Source organism: Muriventricola aceti (assembly GCF_025567565.1).
GTDB lineage: Bacteria > Bacillota > Clostridia > Oscillospirales > Oscillospiraceae > Lawsonibacter > Lawsonibacter aceti.
The window spans coordinates 62,042-80,492 of the sequence record NZ_JAOQKF010000001.1; the positions used below are offsets into that span (position 1 = coordinate 62,042).

Consider the following 18,451-nt stretch of genomic DNA (forward strand, 5'->3'; position numbering starts at 1 on the left):
CTAAATTTTTTATGAAATTAGGAACAGAACCCTTGCATTTTCCCACGGGGGAGTTATGCTATAAAATAGCGGTTTTGAGGGCCGTTGGAGGAACATAATGAAAGCACTGCTGTACAAAGATACTTTTCCCCGTCTGCTGGCTGACATGAGGGAGCGGCCCGGCAAATGGCTGTCCCGGCTGGTATTTCTGCTGGGTCCCTGGGCCTGTCTGTGGATGGTGGAGATCCTGAATGAAAACGACATATTTTCCGATCTGGATGGCTGGCAGGTCCTGATGAACCTGGTGTGGTACTACGGCCTATTTTTCGTTCTGCGGCTTGTCCTGGGCAGAAACCGCCGGGCCGCCGCTCTGGGGGCCTGCCTGGCCTTCACTTTCGGGCTGGTCAACCACTATGTCCTACGGTTCCGGGGCCGTATCCTGTTTCCAGCGGATATCACCGGGTGGCGCACCGCCGCCAATGTGGCGGATGGCTTTGACTACTCTCCAGACCTCTATATTACCCAGGCGGCTATCCTGCTGGTGGCCTATCTGGCACTGGTGTTTTTCTGCGTTCCCCAGACAAGACGGGCCAAGATACGCCTGCCCTTCGCCCTGGTCCTGTGGACGGCCGTGCTGGGGTACAGTTATGCCTTTTTCTTCACTGGTATGCTCCCGGCCTTGGGAATCTATACCCAGCAGTGGGTCACTCAGCGCAACGGCTTTTTACTTAACTTCACCATCGCTCTGCGCTACTCCTCGGTGGACGAGCCGGAGGGATACTCGGAGGAAACTGTGCTCCAACTGATGAAGGAGTATCCAGGGACAGACGGGACATCACAGGGGGAGCGGCCAGTAAACATCATCGGCATCATGAACGAGTCCTTTGGTGACTTCTCCATCTTCGACGGCTTTGCGCCCTCGGAGGACCCTCTGCCCTTCCTCCATTCCATGGAAGAAAACACCATCCAAGGCTGGATGTACTCCCCGGTGACAGGCGGAGGGACCGCCACTGTGGAGTTTGAGTTCTTGACTGGCTTCACCAGCCTGTTCCAGCCTCCGCACACCGTGGCCTACCAGCTGTATGTGGAGGAGGACATGCCCTCCTTGGCTGCCCTGGCTGGGAGCCAGGGCTATGACACTACGGCTTTCCATCCCTATAAGTCCTCCGGGTGGAACCGAGTGCTGGCCTATGACTATCTGGACTTTGACAGCCAGCTCTATGAGGAGGACGTGGTCCAACCCTGCTATATCCGGCACTATGTTTCCGACCTGTCCGACTACCGGACCATTTTCCAGACCACGGAGGAGGAGGATAGGAGCTTTTTCTTCAACGTGACCATGCAGAACCACAGCGGATACGCCCAGGGATGGAACAATCTGGAGCGGACTATCCTCCTGCCGGACGAACTGAAACAGGCGGACAGCACAGCGGAACAGTATATGGCTCTGGCCCGGGAGAGTGACAAGGCCCTGGAGGAGCTGATCGCTTATTATAGTCAGTGTGAGGAGCCCACATTAATCGTTTTCTTCGGTGACCACCAGCCCCCTTTGAAAAATGCCTTTTATGAGCAACTGTACGGCAAGAAGCTGTCAGAGCGGACCACCGAGGAGGTCATGCGGCAGTATGCTGTTCCCTTCTTCATCTGGGCCAACTACGATATCGAGGAGCGGAGAGACGTGGTCATCAGCCCCAACTATCTGGGAGTGCTGACTGCCCAGACCGCTGGACTGCCGCTGACGGGTTATATGGAGTTTTTGGCCGACTGCTACGAGGTGCTGCCGGCAGTCACTCCGGTAGGCTTTTGCACGGCGGGTGGAGAATTTTTGGAGGAAAAGGAATTGAACGAGGAGCAGCGGGAGTGGCTCCGAAAGTACGAGATATTGAATTACTGCGGCATGGTGGACCTGTTTGACGAAGCACGCCCCATGTTCTGCCTGAACTGACCAAGAGGGGGGCGCTGCGGCGCCCCCCCTCTCACCCTTCGCTCTGGTGGTACATAGGATGTACCAAGAAGGATAGAGGAGGGACCGCGATGAAGGAAAGGGGAGCGGGGCGGACAGAGCCCCAGGTCCTGTGGCATGAGGAGAAGGGGAGCCTGACCCTGGAGGGGGAGCCGGTGCTGGAATATACCCTGTCCTGGCCGGAGGTCCAAAACGCCGGCCTGAGCGGCCGGTGGATCAGCCGTTACTACGACCGGCTGGCCCGATCCTGGAAACAGCGGTGGCAGAGAGAGGTGTACCTAGCCGCCTGCCTCTCTTTCGCCCAGAAGCGGGAGCGGTCCCGTCCCTTCCAGTGCTGGACGGGGCGGCTGGGAGGAGAGGTGACCGCCTTGGAGGGCGGGCTGCTGTCCATCCGGCTGGAGGGAGAGGAGATCCGTGGGGACGGAAAGCCCTGCCGGGTGACCTGGGGAGATGTGTGGAAGGTGAGAGAGGGGCGGCCAGAGCCCCTGAAACGCTTTTTTCCTGGGGAAAGGCGGTGGAAAGGCAGGCTGACCACTGCCATTCGAGAGCAGGGAGAGGCCCGCCAGACGGGCGGAGACTGCTTTCTGGACCAGGGCTGGGAGAAATACATAGGGAAGCTGCTGCCCAGCCGTGACTTCTGGCTGCAGGATGGGGAGTTGGCATTTGCCTTTCCCCAGTGCGCCATCGCTCCGGCGGCCGAGGGAACCCCAGTGTTCCGTTTCCCACTGGCAGAACGGGAGGAGCGGCCGGAAGCATAAGCAGAGGGCCCAGGTCACTCGGACCTGGGCCCTCTGCGTTTCCTTTCTCTGGGCAGGAGCCGTCGAAGCCAGGCGGGGAGCCTGTTCCGATTTGCCCTTGAGCTGTTGCTGTGGAGGGGAGGGAGGACAGGGGGAGAAACGGTTTCCTGCTGAAATACCTCCTGGCAGTTGACCGGCTCCTGTCCGTTTGCCTCACGGGGATGGTAGCCGCCGCCCGGCTTCAGTTCCCGGGCCTTGGCGTTGTCCCGCTGGAGCAGGTCAATGATGTGGAACAGCCGCCCTCGAACCCAGGGGTCCAGAACCGGACAGGCCAGCTCCACTCGGCGCTCTGTATTCCGGGTCATGAAGTCGGCAGAGGAGATGTACAGGTCTGCCTCCTCACCCCGGCCGAATTGATAGATGCGGCTGTGTTCTAGATACCGACCAACGATGGAAAAGACAGTGATCCGGTCAGTCAGTCCCGGTACCCCCGGCATCAGGCAGCAGATGCCCCGGACGTTCATGACGACCTCCACCCCGGCCTGGGAAGCCTGGGCCAGCTTGTCAATGAGCGTTCGGTCGGTGATAGAGTTGAGCTTGAAAAAGAGGTAGCCTTGGCTGCCCTTGGCGATCTCTCGGTCGATGAGGGCCATGACTCTGTCCCGAAGGCCAAGGGGAGAGGCCAGCAGGCGCTGGTATTCTCCATGGAAATTGCCGATAGCCATGTTCTGAAAGAAGGCGGCGGCGTCCGCCCCAATGACCGGGTCAGCGGTTATGAGGGATAGGTCGGTATAGAGTTTGGCGGTCTTTTCGTTGTAGTTGCCCGTACCAACTTGGGTGATATATTGGACTCCGGCTTTGGTCCGGCGGGTGATGAGACAGATCTTGGAGTGGACCTTGAGCGCCTCGGAGCCGTAGAGGAGGGTGCAGCCTGCCTCCTCCATCCGCTCGGCCCAGCGAATGTTGTTCTGCTCGTCGAACCGAGCCCGCAGTTCCATGAGTACGGTGACATCCTTGCCGTTCTCCGCGGCGGCGGACAGATATTCAGCCAGTTTGGCTCGGGAGGCCAGACGGTAGATAGTGATTTTGATGGAGGCTACCTGGGGGTCAAAGGCAGCTTCCCGAATCAGGTGGAGAAAGGGGTCCATCTGCTCGAAGGGATAGAAAAGAAGGACGTCCCGTTCCAATACCTGGGGCAAGATGGGTCTCTGGGGGTCCAGGCAGGCGGGAAAGCGAGGGGAGAAGGGCGGGTCACACAGGGCGGCCGCGCTTTCAGCCGGCAGGAGGGCGGCCAGGGCATAGGCATACTCCAGGCGGATGGGACAGCGGGTCTTAAAGACCTGATCCCGGTTTAAGCCCAGGCGCTGGCAGAGAAATGGGATGAGCTTATCCCCCTTTCCCCCCTGGAACTCCAGCCGGACCGGAGAGAGGCGGGCCCGCTTTTTGACCAGCTTTCGCATGTGCTGGCGGAAATCCTCATCTACATCATAGCTCTCGTCCTCCGGGCTGATATCCGCGTTCCGGGTGACGGCCACCACGGCCTTTTCCGTGACTGTGAACTGGTCGAAGATCTGGTCAGCGTAGGAGAGAAGAAGATCCTCCAGAAGAATGTAGTGCAAGCCCCGCTCCTCCAACCGCAGAAAGGGGGGCAGGCTGGTGGGGACGGGGAGAAAGCCAAAGGAGTCCCGGCCATCCCGCTTTAGGCATAGGGCCACCGCCAGCCCCTTGTTGGGCAGGTGGGGGAAGGGGTGGTGCAGGTCTACCGCCAGTGGGGAGAGGATGGGGCGCACCTGGCTTTGAAACCAACTGTCCGCCTGCTTCCTGGCCTTGCTGTCCAGCTGTTCCATAGACAGCCGGCAGATGTTACAGGAGCGCAGCCGCAGGTCTAACTGGTCAAAGACCTTGTCCCGCTGCTTGTACAGGGGAGGGACCGCCTTGAAGATGGCCTCCAACTGCTGCTGGGGGGTGCGGCCGCTCTTATTGTCTATGTGCTCCTCTTTCACCAGGGCCATATCAGTAATAGAACCCACCCGAACCATGAAGAACTCGTCCAGGTTGCTGGTAAAAATGGCGGCGAATTTCAGCCGCTCCATCAGGGGAACGGACTCGTCCCTGGCCTCAGCCAGTACACGCTCATTAAATTTCAGCCAGGACAGCTCACGGTCCTGGGTATACCGGTAGTCCGTTGGAAGGCTCATCCCGCTTCCCCCTTTAGTACCCTGTGGTGGAGGTAGCCCTCCCGGACGCCACAGGAACTGACCAAAATCTCTTGAAGCTGGTAGGCCTGTGCCACTGTGTCCAGCACTAGAAGGCCGGGGATCAGCGTGTGGATGCGGTCAGGGGCGGCCTTGAGCAGCAGATGCAGGTGGTCGTGGTCCGGCTTTTTCAGAGTTTTCAGCAGGCGGCGAAGCTCCTGGGCGGACAGGGTATGGCAGTTCTGAGGGCGGCCAAACAGGCGGTTTGCCACCTTACAGGCCGCACGGGCCGTACCGCCCACCCCGCAGGCCTGGGGGATAGAAGGGGGAGCGGGGACAAAGTGGTCCAGCTGCTCCCTGATATGGGCCCGGATGGCCTTCCGCTCCTTCCCTGTGGGATGTAGGTGAGCGACATACTGGCTAAACAGGGATAGGGAACCCAGAGGGAGGGAGCAGGAGGACAAGATCTGTCCCTCCCGATAGTGGACTAGCTCGGTGGAGCCGCCGCCCAGGTCGATGAGCAGGCCGCTGTTAGGCCCAGTGGGGCTGACAGCCCCCAGGTAGGAGAGACGGGCCTCCTCCGCTCCAGACAACACATCCACGGACAGGCCGGTGTCCCGCTGGAGCTGGGCCACAGCGTCCTCGGTATTGGAGATGTTGCGCAGGGAGGCGGTGGCAAAGACATGAGGCTGGTCAAAGCCCAGGTTTTTCATCAGATCCTGATATTCCATCAGGATTTGGCTGGCAGTCTGAATGCCCTGGGGCGTCATGGTGCCCCCCTCTACATAGTCGGCCAGACCGGCGGTCACCTTGCGGTTCATCAGCAGCCTGGCGCTGCCCTCCTCGCACTGATAGATGGACAGTCGAACCGTATTGGAGCCAAGGTCTACTACGCCGTGTATCATGGCAGATACCCCTTTCCCATATGAAAGATCGATGGGTACAGTGTTCCCAGATCTGACAAAAATAAAGCGATCCTCTCTGCCAAACCGGGGCAGGCGGATAAATTTTATTATAGCATATCATGGTGGGGTTTTCTTTGATGAAATGGTAAAATGGAGGTTAAATTTGCGTGCCGCAGCTCTGTCCACTGCCGCAGGGTGGAGAGAGCCTCAGGGGCCAGCATAAGGAGGGCGGCCAGATTAGGAAGGGCCATCAGGGCGTTGGACAGGTCCACCAGCAGCCAGATAGCGCCCGGCTCCCACAGAGCGCCGGCCAGAGTACAGGCCAGAAAAACCGTCCGATAGGCCGGGAGTAAACGATCACCTCCTGAGAGATAGCGCAGGCACTGCTGTCCGTAGTAGCTCCAGCCCAGGATAGAGGAGAAGGCAAAGAGGAGGAGGGACAGGGCTACCACCCCCTCCCCGGCCCGGCCTAGTACGGAGCCGAAGGCGGCGGCGGTAAGCGGGGCACCCGTCAGCATGGATGGATTCGCCGGTTCCCACGCGCCGCTGACCAGGATGGTAAGAGCGGTGACGGTACATACCACCAGCGTAGATAGAAATACCTCAAAGACACCCCACATTCCTTGTCGGGCAGGGTGGTCCACCTGGGCGGCCCCGTGGGCCATGGCAGAGGTGCCCAGCCCCGCCTCGTTGGTAAACACTCCGCGTGCCACCCCGTACCGCAGGGCGGAGGCCACCGTCCAGCCGGCTCCGCCGCCCAGAGCGGCGGAGGGGGACAGGGCGCAGGTAAAGATGAGCTCCACAGCTTCAGGGATAGCCCGCCAGTTGCCGGCCAGTACAAGAGAGCCGCTGCCCAGGTAGAGCAGAGCCATGGCTGGGACCAGAGCGGAGGATACCTTGGCGATGCGGCCGATGCCGCCCACCATCACCAGTCCTGCCAGCAGGGTGGTGACCACGCCTGCCCAGACCCGCTCCAGGCCGAAGGCGGCCTCCAGGGAGAGGGCGATGGAGGAGGACTGGACTAAGTTGCCCCCGGCCAGGGTAGCGGGCAAACAGGCCAGAGCAAACCAACCTGCCAGCAGAGGAGAGCCCACGCCGTCCCGCAGGTAAAACATGGGCCCGCCCTGGAGTCCCCCGCCGGGAGCCGGCCGCTGATATTTTACGGCCAGCAGCTTCTCACCACAGCCTGTCATCATAGCCAGCAGGGCTGAGATCCACATCCAGAAAACGGCCCCAGGCCCGCCCAGAGTCAGGGCGGTGGCCACCCCGGCGATGGAGCCCGTTCCCATGGTGGAGGCCAAGGCGGTGGCCAGAGCTTGGAGGGAGGACAGGCCGCCCCCCGCTTTTTTCCTACCATGGAACAGGGAACCGAGCGTGGAGCGCAGCCACAGGCGGAAACCGAAGATTTGAAAGAAACCGGAACCCAGAGAGTAGACCAGGCCGGTAAGAAGAAACAGCCCCAACAGCCAGGGCGACCAGATGAAGTCTGTCAGACGGGCTAGAAATTCCATATCGTATCACCTCGCTCTACCACAGATATGCCGGAAAAGAGGGGGACAGTCCTGTTTTTTACCCTTGTCTAGTTCTGGCCTGCTGTGTTATAATAACCATATAATGGTTATAAAAACTTGATTTTGCCCTGCTCCTTCGTCGGGACCGCGAGAGATGGCGGAGAGAAAGACAATACCTGGGAGGTATGTGGTATGAAGTGTCCCTACTGTGCCTATTTGGAGAGCAAGGTCGTGGATTCCCGCCCCGCGGACGAGGGGGCCAGCATCCGCCGCCGCCGGGAGTGTCTATCTTGCCACAAGCGGTTCACCACCTATGAGACTATGGAGAGCCTTCCCCTGATGGTGGTGAAAAAGGACGGCAGCCGCCAGAGCTTTGACCGGAACAAGGTACTCAGCGGCCTGATCCGGGCCTGTGAGAAGCGCCCAGTGCCCTACCATATGCTGGAGGAGATGGTCAATGAGATCGAGCAGGTCCTCCAGAACAAGATGGAGCGGGAGATCAGCTCCTCCGAAGTGGGCGAGCTGGTCATGGAGCGGCTGAAGAAAATCGACGAGGTGGCCTATGTCCGCTTCGCCTCGGTATACCGTCAATTCAAGGACATCAACACCTTCATGCATGAGCTGAACAAGCTGCTGGAGGACAAATAGGGATGTCCGCTACCCAGAAAAAAACGACAAGATGACCCATAAAAACCGGATAGCCGCAGGAAGGCGGAGCCCGGGGCGCAGAAGATGAGCGCCCCGGGCTTTTTTGTCGGAATGTGTCATGAATAGGAAGGATACAACAACGATATCCGCCCCCTCCGCACCTTTATCCGCCCCATTCATTACTACACTTTTCGTGGCTCATTATGACGGTTTTTGTTGGGACGAGAACAAGGGAAATAAGAGACCTCCCCGCCGGCGGCGAGGAGGTCTCTTCATGTTGCGGACAAGATCATACTTCGAAAAGGAGGTCACCGTAGGTGGGGACAGGCCACAGGTCCTTATCCACCAGAAGCTCCAGCTCATCCACCGGGTGGCGGAGGGCGGCCATAGCGGGCACAACAGCGTCGTGATAGGCGTGGGCCATCTCCTTGATGTCCTGGATGGTGTCCACACGGTCCATCAGAGGTTTGAGCTGGTCCAGGGCGGCGGAGGCGTCGGCCAGATAGGAGCTGACTTGGATGAGCAGCTTGCGTTGGACGGTGAGGTCGGCCTGGGGACAGCCGGAGGCCACAGCGGCTATGGACTGGCCCAGCCGGGTGGTATAGGCGATAGCGGTGGGGATGTAGTGCTTGGAGGCCATATGGATCATGGTGTTGGCTTCGATCTTGATCATCTTCACATAGGTTTCGTACATGATCTCCGCCCGGGCCTCCAGCTCGGTCTTGGTGTAGATGCCGAACTTGGAGTACAGCTCCTCGGCCTTGGGGGTGGTGAGGGCGGGGATGGCATCCACCATAGAGGGGAGGTTGGGCAGGCCCCGGCGGACAGCCTCGGCCACCCACTCATCAGAATAGCCGTCGTCGTTGAAGATGATGCGCTGATGCTGGCTCATCCAGTCGTGGATCAGCCTGGAGCATGCCCCGTGAAAGTCCTCGGCCCCCTCCAGGATATCGGCAGCCTGGCAGAAAGCCTCGGCCACGATGGCGTTCAGGGCCACATTGGCCTCAGCGATGGAGTCGGAGGAGCCCACCATGCGGAACTCAAACTTGTTGCCAGTGAAGGCGAAGGGGGAGGTGCGGTTCCGGTCGGTGCCGTCCTTGTCCAGGACAGGGATAGTGGATACGCCGGAGTCCAGCTTGCCGCTGGCCAGCAGCTTGATGGATTCAGAGTTGGACACGATCTGTGCCACCACGTCGTCCAACTGGTCCCCCAGGAAGATAGAGATGATGGCGGGCGGGGCTTCCTGAGCGCCCAGACGGCTCTCGTTACCCACGCAGGAGGCGGAGCAGCGCAGCAGGTCGGCGTGGTCGTCCACCGCCTTCATGATACAGGCCAGCACCAGCAGGAACTGGAGGTTTTCGTTGGGCGTGTCGCCTGGAGCCAGCAGGTTCTCCCCCTGATCGGTGGAGATGGACCAGTTGTTGTGCTTGCCAGAGCCGTTGACCCCCACGAAGGGCTTTTCGTGGAGCAGGCAGACCAGGCCGTGGCGGGTGGCCACCCGCTTCATGGTCTCCATGGTCAGTTGGTTCTGATCAACGGCCAGGTTACAGGTGGTATAGATGGGGGCCAGTTCATGCTGGGCGGGGGCAGCCTCGTTGTGCTGGGTGGTGGCGGGAATCCCCAATTTCCACAGCTCCCGGTTCAGGTCAGCCATAAATTCGCCCACCCGTGGGCGGATCACGCCGAAATACTGGTCGTCCATCTCCTGCCCCTTGGGGGCCGGAGCCCCGAAGAGCGTTCTGCCGGTATAGATCAAGTCACGGCGCTTGAGGTACTTGTCCCGGTCTACCAAGAAATACTCCTGCTCGGCCCCTACGGAGGGGGTAACTTTTTTTGCCTGGGTGTTGCCGAACAGCCGCAGGATGCGCAGAGCCTGGGTGTTGATGGCCTCCATGGACCGGAGGAGGGGGGTCTTCTTATCCAAGGCATCGCCGGTGTAGGACACGAAGATGGTGGGGATGCACAGGACGGTGCCGCAGGACATCTCCTTGACAAAGGCGGGGGAGGTCATGTCCCAGGCCGTGTAGCCCCGGGCGTAGTGGGTGGCCCGGAGGCCGCCGGAGGGGAAGGAGGAGGCGTCTGGCTCTCCCATGATCAGCTGCTTGCCGGTGAACTGAAGCAGGGTTCTGCTGTCCTGCGGCGGCGTGAGGAAGGAGTCGTGCTTCTCGGCGGTGATGCCGGTAAGGGGCTGGAACCAGTGGGCGTAGTGGGTAGCGCCCTTTTCCACGGCCCAGTCCTTCATGGCAGTGGCCACGATGTCAGCGGTGGCCATGGAGATGTTGCCGCCGTTATCCATCACATCTACCAATTCGGCGTATACCTTTTTGGGCAGGCGTTCCTGCATGACGGTTCTGCTGAATACGTTGGAAGCAAAAATTTCAGTGATACAGTCGCTCAAGCTGATCAGCCCCTTTCAAATTACTACCATAATAGCCTATCTCTCCCCCCTATGGCAAGAAAAAATCTTGCAAATATCCCGTCGGAGCCAAAAGAAGTTGTAGAGAAAATCCACAAAGGGGCCACCCGGAGGGCGGCATGAGAGGAGAGGGGGACGCATAGGCTGGACCGGGGTGGCGGCGCTTGCGCACCTTCACCCCAGAAAGGGGCGAGAATATGCGTTTTACAAAGATGGAGGGGCTGGGCAACGACTATATTTATGTAAACTGCATGGAAGGGGAGCCGGAGGATTTACCGACTCTGGCAGTCCGGTTGTCTGACCGGCACTTCGGAGTGGGCGCGGACGGACTGATCTGTATCAAACCAGGGCGGACCGGAGATTTTACCATGGAGATGTACAATGCCGACGGTTCTCGGGGGGCCATGTGTGGGAACGGCATCCGCTGTGTGGGCAAGTACGTCTATGACAGGAAGCTGACCCGGAAGACCTGCCTGACTATTGACACCGATGCCGGCCCCCGTGGGTTAGAGCTGGCGGTGCGGGGAGGGAAGGCGGAACAGGTCACCGTAGACATGGGGCAGGCGATTCTCTATCCAGAGGTGGAGCTGGAGGCGATGGGGGAGCAGTACACGGTCCACCAGGTTGGAGTGGGGAACCCTCACGCCGTCATTTTCTGCCCAGACCCAGAGAGGGTCAGGCTGGAAGAACTGGGCCCGGTGCTGGAATGTCATCCCAATCTGCGGGAGCGGTCCAATGTGGAATTTGTGTCCTGTCAGGATGGGCATGATCTCCGCGTCCGGGTGTGGGAACGAGGGAGCGGGATCACCCTAGCCTGCGGCACCGGGGCCTGCGCTGCTTTTGAGGCGGCCAGACAGCAGGGATTGTGCGGAAGTCGGGCGGAGGCTCGTCTGCCCGGAGGGACGCTGGGATTGGAGTGGAGGGAGGGACGGATCTTTATGACCGGCCCAGCCCGGACGGTGTTCGAGGGAGAGATAGAGATGGGATGAAAATTTCAGTTTTCCATTGACAACCCCCTGTACATCAGGGATAATATCAACCATTAAGACCTTAGAAACTGCCATACGAAGGAGTTGGTACCATGGTAAAGATCAATGAGAACTATCAGAAGCTGCCCGGCAGCTACCTGTTTTCTGAGGTAGCCCGGCGCATCTCTGTCTATTCCGCCGCCCACCCGGAGGCCAGGATCATCAAGCTGTCTATCGGGGATGTGACCCGGCCGCTGGCCCCAGCGGTCATCCAGGCCATGCAGAAGGCCGTGGAGGAGATGGGGACTTTTGCGGGGTTCCACGGCTATGGTCCGGAGCAGGGCTATGACTTCCTGCGGCAGGCCATCGCCCAGCATGATTATGCCGCCCGCGGGGTGGATATCAAGCCGGAGGAGATCTTTGTGTCCGACGGTGCCAAGAGTGACTGCGGCAACATCGGGGACATCTTTGGAGTAGACAACATTGTGGCCGTCTGTGACCCGGTCTACCCCGTCTATGTGGACACCAATGCCATGGCTGGCCGGGCCGGCAGCTATCAGGAGGAGTTAGGCAAGTGGGATCGGCTGGTCTACATGCCCTGTGTGGAGTCCAACGGTTTTTCCCCGGAGCCCCCCAAGGAGAAAGCGGATATCATTTATCTCTGCTTCCCCAATAATCCCACTGGCGCTGTGGCCAGCCGGGAGCAGTTGAAGGCCTGGGTGGACTACGCCAACAAAAACGGATCTGTCATCCTCTATGACTCGGCTTACGAGGCATTTATCACCGAGGAGGAGATTCCCCACACCATCTTTGAGATCGAAGGCGCCCGGACCTGTGCCATTGAGTTCAGGTCCTACTCCAAGACTGCCGGCTTTACCGGCAACCGCTGCGCCTACACCGTGGTGCCCATGGAACTAGAGCGCCAGGGCGTCAAGCTGAACAGCCTGTGGAACCGCCGTCAGTGCACCAAGTTCAACGGTGTCCCCTATGTGATCCAGCGGGGAGCCGCGGCCATCTATACCCCAGAGGGCAGAGAGCAGACCCGCGCCGCCATCGCCTATTACCAGAACAACGCCAAGGTCATCCGGGAGGGGCTGTCCGCCGCCGGGCTGGAGTGCTTTGGCGGAGTCAACGCCCCCTATATCTGGCTCAAGACGCCGGATGGCATGGGCTCCTGGGACTTCTTTGACCTGGTGTTAGACCGGGCCAATGTGGCCACTACCCCAGGCGCCGGGTTTGGTCCCAGCGGCGAGGGCTATATCCGTTTGACCGCCTTCGGAGACGCGGACGCCACCCAGGAAGCGGTGGACCGCATCCGAGCCATGCTGGACAAGTAAACGCACAGAGGGAGAACGCACGCGGGGGAGTCATCTTCCGCGCGCGTTTTCCTGTCCACGGCAATTTTTTCTTTACGGGACAGGTGACCGCGTACTATAATGCAGAGGACGGCTTGGAAAGGAGGGTGAACCATGACGGAAAAGGAGAAGATGCTCTCTGGCGCCCTGTATAACGCCGGAGACCTGGAGCTGGTCTGGGAAAGGGACAGGGCCAAGGCTTTGTGTGAGAAGCTCAACGTCCTGCCCAGCGGGGACGGTCCGGCCAGAGAGCGGGTACTTTCCCAACTCTTTGGACACACCGGAGGAAATATTGTGGTAAATTCGGTCTTCTGGTGCGACTACGGGTATAACATCCGAGTGGGAGATAATTTTTATGTCAATCATAATTGCGTCATTTTGGACTGTATGCCTGTCACCTTTGGGGACAACGTGATGATCGGCCCCAACTGCGGCTTTTACACGGCCAGCCACCCGATGGACGCGGAGCGGCGCCGGGCCGGCTGGGAGTATGCCGCCCCCATCACTGTGGGCAGCGATGTATGGTTCGGCGGCGGAGTGACGGTGCTGCCTGGAGTGACCATCGGGGACGGGGCGGTCATCGGCGCGGGAAGCGTGGTCACCCGGAACATCCCGCCCCATGTGCTGGCGGCAGGCAATCCCTGCCGTCCGGTTCGGCCTATCACCCAGGAGGACGGGACGATTCAATTTCCAAGGGAATCAAAGACTTGATATGAGAGCTGAATAGGCTTTTATATACCAAATGTCGCAGAAAGAAAGGAGGACTATGGGCTTGGGCCCATCAGAAGCGCCAGTGCCCCCGGCTGAACTGGGGGACGACGAGGAGAGGGGAAAATGGCTGGGAAGGACTGTTTCCTTCAATATCCGGCCATGATCGAAAGATTCGGCGGATGCCCCTCCGTGCGGGCTCCGGGTGCGTGACACAGTCAGAAATATGCGGGCGACCGCAAAACAGAGGGGCTGTGACCGGGGGACGAGGCAAATGGCTGCGAGTTTGTCCTCTTGAAGAAATCAAACGTGTGAAATCAGGAGGAAAACAGAATATGTGCGGAATTGTAGGCTATATTGGCAAGGAGCAAGCAGCTCCCATTCTTCTGGAAGGACTGTCCCGACTGGAGTACCGGGGCTATGACTCGGCAGGGATGGCGGTCTATGACCAGGATCGAGGCACCCTTTCTGTCCACAAGGCTAAGGGCCGGCTGAAGGTGCTGGCCGACCAGCTCCAGAACGGGGCGGCGGTCAAGGGCACCGTGGGCATCGGTCACACCCGCTGGGCCACCCACGGGGCGCCCAGCGATGTCAATTCCCATCCCCAGGTGAGCCAAAGCGGCAAGATCGCCGTGGTCCACAACGGGATCATTGAAAACTATGGGGAATTGAAGTCCTTTTTGATGGGTAAGGGCGTTTCCTTCCTGTCCGATACGGATACGGAGGTGGTGGCCCAGCTCATTGAGTATTTCTATCAGGGGGATCTGCTGAAGGCGGTGGGGCAGGTGCTTCACCGGATCCAAGGGGCCTATGCCCTTGGCATCCTGTGTGCCGACTATCCGGACCAGATCATTGCTGTCCGAAAAGATAGCCCGCTGATCTTGGGGTATGGAGACGGATGCAATTTTCTGGCCAGCGACGTCACGGCCATCATCAAGCATACCCGGCGGGTGGGCTATATGGAGGATGGAGAGCTGGCCGTCCTGACCCGGGAGGGCATCCAGTGCTATGACCGGCTGTTGGAGCCTGTGGACAAAGAGATATCCTATGTGGACTGGGAGATCGACGCGGCGGAGAAGGGCGGTTATGAGCACTTCATGTTCAAGGAGATCATGGAGCAGCCTCAGGCTCTGCGCCGGGCTATCCTGCCCCGTATCCGGGAGGGAGAGGTCTGCTTTGAGGACTTTGGACTCAGTCAGGACTATGTCCGGGCGATGAGCAAGGTGTACATTGTGGCCTGTGGCTCCAGCTACCATGTGGGTATGGTGGGCAAATATGTACTGGAGCGGCTGACCCGCAGGCCGGTGGAGGTGGCGCTGGCCTCTGAATTCCGGTATATGGATCCCATCGTAGACGGGAGTACGCTGGTGGTAGTCATCAGCCAGTCGGGAGAGACTCTGGACACTATGGCCGCCCTGCGGGAGGCCAAACGGCTTGGGGCCAAGGTTCTGTCCATCGTCAATGTGGTGGGCAGCTCCATCGCCCGAGAGTCTGACGAGGTGCTGTACACCTGGGCGGGTCCGGAGATTGCCGTGGCCACCACCAAGGGTTACTCCACCCAACTGGCGGTGCTGGACCTGCTGGCCCTGTGGTTTGCCAGAGTGCTGGGCACTGTCGCCCCAGAGGAGTACCACACGATCTTGGATGAGATGACTCACCTGCCAGACAAGATGGAGCGGGTACTGGCTGAACGGGACAGCATCCAGTACTTTGCCTCCCACTGGTTTAACCACAACTCCATTTTCTTCATGGGCCGCAACCTGGACTATGCTCTAGGGCTGGAGGGGTCGCTGAAGCTGAAGGAGATTTCCTACATCCACTCGGAGGCCTACGCCTCCGGTGAGCTGAAACACGGTACCATCAGCCTGGTGGAGGAGGGGACCCTGGTGGTGGCACTGGGGACATACAACAGGCTTTTTGAAAAGGCTATGAGCAACGTGGTGGAGGTAAAGGCCCGTGGGGCCGACGTGTTGGCCCTCACCACCGAGAGCCACAGCGGGGAGATGGCAAAGACCGCCGACGGCGTCATGACCATCCCGGATACCCATGAGCTGCTCCTGCCCTCTCTGGGCGTGGTGCCCCTCCAGCTTTTCGCGTACTATGTGGCATTGATGAGGGGCTGTGACATCGATAAGCCCCGGAATTTAGCTAAGAGCGTTACAGTGGAATAGGCTGCTGTTTGGACAACAGCGGGCTGATATTAGGTTAAAAGAGCTCCCCTGTGTTTTTACACAGGGGAGCTCTTTTGAATGTAAAAAGGAAAAAATGAAAATTTTGGGACATAAAAAATGAAGGGATTCTGTTAAAAAGGAACCATCTTGCAGGATAATTTTCAAGTTAGTTAAAAAATAAACGAAAAATATTGAGAGATGCATATGAAATGTGAATAATCCTACAAAGATTAAAAATGCAAGAAAACAATCATTGACTTGCAAAACAGAGAAGTGCTATAACGGTATCACACTAAAGCGCCAAAGAGCAGAGAAGGGGGACATGAGGAGCGGAGCTCTGCAAAAAATTTTTAGGAGGTAACGATATGGGCATCCGAAATGAGTATTTGAATGGTCTGATGGAGCGGGTGGTAAGCAATAACCCGGCCCAGCCAGAGTTTCACCAGGCGGTGCGGGAGGTGCTCTCCTCTCTGGCACCTGTGGTAAACGCCCGGCCGGAGCTGATTTCCCAGGGTGTGATGGACTGCCTGGTGGAGCCGGAGCGTACCATCTCCTTCCGGGTGCCCTGGGAGGATGAACAGGGGAAAATCCATGTAAACCGGGGTTACCGCATCCAGTTCAACAGTGCCATCGGCCCCTATAAGGGCGGGCTGCGGTTCCACCCCTCAGTCAATGAGAGCATCATCAAGTTCCTGGGCTTTGAACAGACCTTCAAAAACAGTCTGACCGGACTGCCCATCGGTGGCGGCAAGGGCGGCGCCAACTTTGACCCAAAAGGCAAGTCGGACCTGGAGATCATGCGGTTTTGCCAGTCCTTCATGAATGAGCTGTTCAAATACATCGGGCCGGACACCGATGTTCCGGCTGGAGATATCGGTGTAGGGGCCAGGGAGATCGGCTATCTCTTCGGACAGTATAAGAAGCTGCGCAATGAGTTTACCGGAGTTCTTACTGGCAAGGGGTTGACCTATGGCGGCTCCTTGGCCCGCAAGGAGGCCACCGGCTATGGACTGTGCTATTTTGCCGACAATATGCTGCGGGAGGCGGGGCGGTCCTTTGACGGGTCCACCGTGGTCATCTCCGGTTCAGGCAACGTGGCTATCTACGCCTGCAAAAAGGCCCGCCAGATGGGAGCCAAGGTGGTGGCCATGTCCGATTCCAACGGCTATATTTATGATCCGGAGGGCATCGACCTGGACTTGGTCAAGCAGCTCAAGGAGGTGGAGCACGCCCGGATCCGAGAGTATGTTCAGCGCCGGCCTTCCGCGCGCTATCAGGAGGGCTGCTCCAACATTTGGCAGATCCCCTGTCACATTGCCCTGCCCTGCGCCACCCAAAATGAGCTCAACGGGGAGGCGGCCAAGGCACTGGTGGCCAACGGCTGCTTCGCCGTGGCAGAGGGGGCCAATATGCCCTGTACGCCTGAGGCGGTGGAAGTTATCCAGGGCTCCGGCCTGCTGTTCGCCCCCGCTAAGGCGGCCAACGCCGGCGGCGTGGCCGTGTCCGCCCTAGAGATGAGCCAAAATTCCATGCGTTTCTCTTGGACCTTTGAGGAGGTGGACCAGCGGCTCAAGACCATTATGGATGACCTGTACCGCAACGCCTCCAATGCCGCCGCCCAGTACGGCATGGCAGGCGACCTGGTGGCGGGGGCCAATATCGCGGGCTTCCTGAAGGTGGCCGACTCCATGCTGGCCTACGGCATCGTGTAAAGGAGGAATACGATGAATGAGTACGCTGTCCGGGTGGCCGCCCAGCTGCGGCGGCGCTACGCCCACGAGCCCGAGTACCTCCAGTGTGTTTTGACCTGGCTGGAGATGATCGATCCAGCCCTTGACGACCCTAGGTATGAGAAGCTGGACCTGCTCACCAGGATGGTGGAGCCGGAGCGGATGTTTACCTTTCTTGTCCCCTGGGTGGATGATATGGGTGTGGCCCACACCAGCCACGGCTACCGCGCCCAGTTCAGCAGCGCCATCGGTCCTTATAAGGGCGGGCTGCGCTTCCATCCGGGGGTGACCTCCTCGGTGGTGAAATTCCTGGGCTTTGAGCAGACCTATAAAAACGCCCTTACTGGATTGCCCATTGGCGGCGCCGCGGGTGGCGCTGACTTTGACCCAAGGGGAAAGAGCGACCGAGAGATCATGCGTTTCTGCCAGTCCTTCATGAATGCGCTGTACCGCTATATCGGCGCGGACACCGACGTGCCCGCCGGGGATATTGGAGTGGGCAGCCGGGAGATCGGCTACCTCTATGGCCAGTATAAGCGCCTGATGGGAAAAGCGGAGAGCAGCGCCCTGACCGGCAAGGGACTGACTTACGGGGGCAGTAAGGTCCGCCAAGAGGCCGCCGGTTCCGGCACTATCTATTTTCTGGCCAGAATGCTGGAGCATCAGCGGGATACCCTGGAGGGCAAGACCATTGCGGCCTCCGGCTTTGGCAACATGACCTGGGGTGTCTGCCGTAAGGCGGCCCAACTGGGTGCTAAGGTGGTTACCCTGTCCGGACCGGACGGCTATATCTACGACCCGGAGGGTGTGTGTACCCAGGAGAAGCTGGATTTCCTGCTGGAGCTCCGGGCCAGCGGCCGGGACAAAGTGGCGCCCTATGCCCAGCGGTTCGGAGTAGAGTTTTTCCCAGGCAGAAAGCCCTGGGAGATAAAGACAGACATAGTCATCCCCTGCGCGACTCAGAACGAGCTGGATGTGGAGGATGCGGTACGCATCCTGGCCAACGACGTGGGCTTTTATGTAGAGGGGGCCAATATGCCCGCCACCGCCGAGGCGCTGAAGCTCCTCCGGCTCAGTCCCAAGATTTTGACAGCCGGGGCCAAGGCCTCGGGCTCTGGGGGCGTGGCCGTGTCCGCCCTGGAGATGGCCCAAAACTCCATACGGT

At 59.2% G+C, this 18,451-nt stretch carries 13 protein-coding genes; 9 read left to right on the forward strand and 4 right to left on the reverse strand.

The genetic code is table 11. From position 1 onward, the window contains the following. Positions 1-97 precede the first annotated feature (97 nt). Positions 98-1,924, forward strand: a complete 1,827-nt coding sequence (locus OCV64_RS00305; RefSeq protein ID WP_262668852.1) for an LTA synthase family protein — start codon at positions 98-100, stop codon at positions 1,922-1,924. Positions 1,925-2,013: 89 nt separating this feature from the next. After that, positions 2,014-2,700, forward strand: a complete 687-nt coding sequence (locus tag OCV64_RS00310; protein WP_186851955.1) for an RsiV family protein — start codon at positions 2,014-2,016, stop codon at positions 2,698-2,700. 14 nt (positions 2,701-2,714) lie between these two features. On the opposite strand, the gene ppk1 is transcribed toward OCV64_RS00310, so the two are convergent. The 3 genes from ppk1 to OCV64_RS00325 all read right to left on the reverse strand — a co-directional run bounded on the left by ppk1 (position 2,715) and on the right by OCV64_RS00325 (position 7,290). After that, positions 2,715-4,877, reverse strand: coding sequence for a polyphosphate kinase 1 (gene ppk1 / locus OCV64_RS00315; protein ID WP_262668853.1), 2,163 nt, complete (start codon positions 4,875-4,877; stop codon positions 2,715-2,717). Then, on the reverse strand, positions 4,874-5,779 hold the full coding sequence (locus tag OCV64_RS00320) for a Ppx/GppA phosphatase family protein (RefSeq protein WP_262668854.1): 906 nt from the start codon (positions 5,777-5,779) through the stop codon (positions 4,874-4,876). The genes ppk1 and OCV64_RS00320 overlap by 4 nt, the downstream gene beginning before the upstream one ends. A 107-nt stretch (positions 5,780-5,886) precedes the next feature. After that, positions 5,887-7,290 carry an alanine/glycine:cation symporter family protein gene (locus tag OCV64_RS00325; RefSeq protein ID WP_262668855.1) on the reverse strand — a complete coding sequence of 468 codons (1,404 nt, stop codon included), beginning with the start codon at positions 7,288-7,290 and terminating at the stop codon, positions 5,887-5,889. A gap of 192 nt (positions 7,291-7,482) precedes the next feature. Here OCV64_RS00325 and nrdR point away from each other — a divergent pair, with 192 nt between their 5' ends. Next, the gene (gene nrdR, locus OCV64_RS00330; RefSeq protein WP_147571434.1) at positions 7,483-7,938 is read left to right on the forward strand and encodes a transcriptional regulator NrdR; all 456 of its coding nucleotides are present in this window, start codon (positions 7,483-7,485) and stop codon (positions 7,936-7,938) included. A 289-nt stretch (positions 7,939-8,227) separates the two neighbouring features. On the opposite strand, the gene OCV64_RS00335 is transcribed toward nrdR, so the two are convergent. Beyond that, the gene (locus OCV64_RS00335) at positions 8,228-10,342 is read right to left on the reverse strand and encodes a glutamine synthetase III family protein (protein ID WP_374740642.1); all 2,115 of its coding nucleotides are present in this window, start codon (positions 10,340-10,342) and stop codon (positions 8,228-8,230) included. 209 nt (positions 10,343-10,551) lie between these two features. Between OCV64_RS00335 and dapF the strand changes: the two genes are divergently transcribed. The 6 genes from dapF to OCV64_RS00365 all read left to right on the forward strand — a co-directional run. After that, entirely contained in the window at positions 10,552-11,343 is a 792-nt protein-coding gene (dapF, locus tag OCV64_RS00340; protein ID WP_147571432.1) for a diaminopimelate epimerase, read from the forward strand. Positions 11,344-11,435: 92 nt separating this feature from the next. Next, complete coding sequence (locus tag OCV64_RS00345; protein WP_147571431.1) at positions 11,436-12,659, forward strand: LL-diaminopimelate aminotransferase; 1,224 nt, start codon at positions 11,436-11,438, stop codon at positions 12,657-12,659. 132 nt (positions 12,660-12,791) lie between these two features. Beyond that, on the forward strand, positions 12,792-13,388 hold the full coding sequence (locus OCV64_RS00350; RefSeq protein WP_147571430.1) for a sugar O-acetyltransferase: 597 nt from the start codon (positions 12,792-12,794) through the stop codon (positions 13,386-13,388). A 332-nt stretch (positions 13,389-13,720) separates the two neighbouring features. Further along, a complete protein-coding gene (glmS, locus tag OCV64_RS00355; protein WP_262668856.1) occupies positions 13,721-15,556 on the forward strand; it encodes a glutamine--fructose-6-phosphate transaminase (isomerizing) in 1,836 nt (611 codons plus the stop codon). A gap of 365 nt (positions 15,557-15,921) precedes the next feature. Continuing rightward, positions 15,922-17,268: an NADP-specific glutamate dehydrogenase gene (gdhA, locus tag OCV64_RS00360; RefSeq protein ID WP_186851962.1), complete on the forward strand. Its 1,347-nt coding sequence runs from the start codon at positions 15,922-15,924 to the stop codon at positions 17,266-17,268. A 12-nt stretch (positions 17,269-17,280) separates the two neighbouring features. After that, positions 17,281-18,451 (forward strand): Glu/Leu/Phe/Val dehydrogenase dimerization domain-containing protein (locus tag OCV64_RS00365; RefSeq protein ID WP_262668857.1); only part of this gene is annotated, 1,171 nt, incomplete at its 3' end.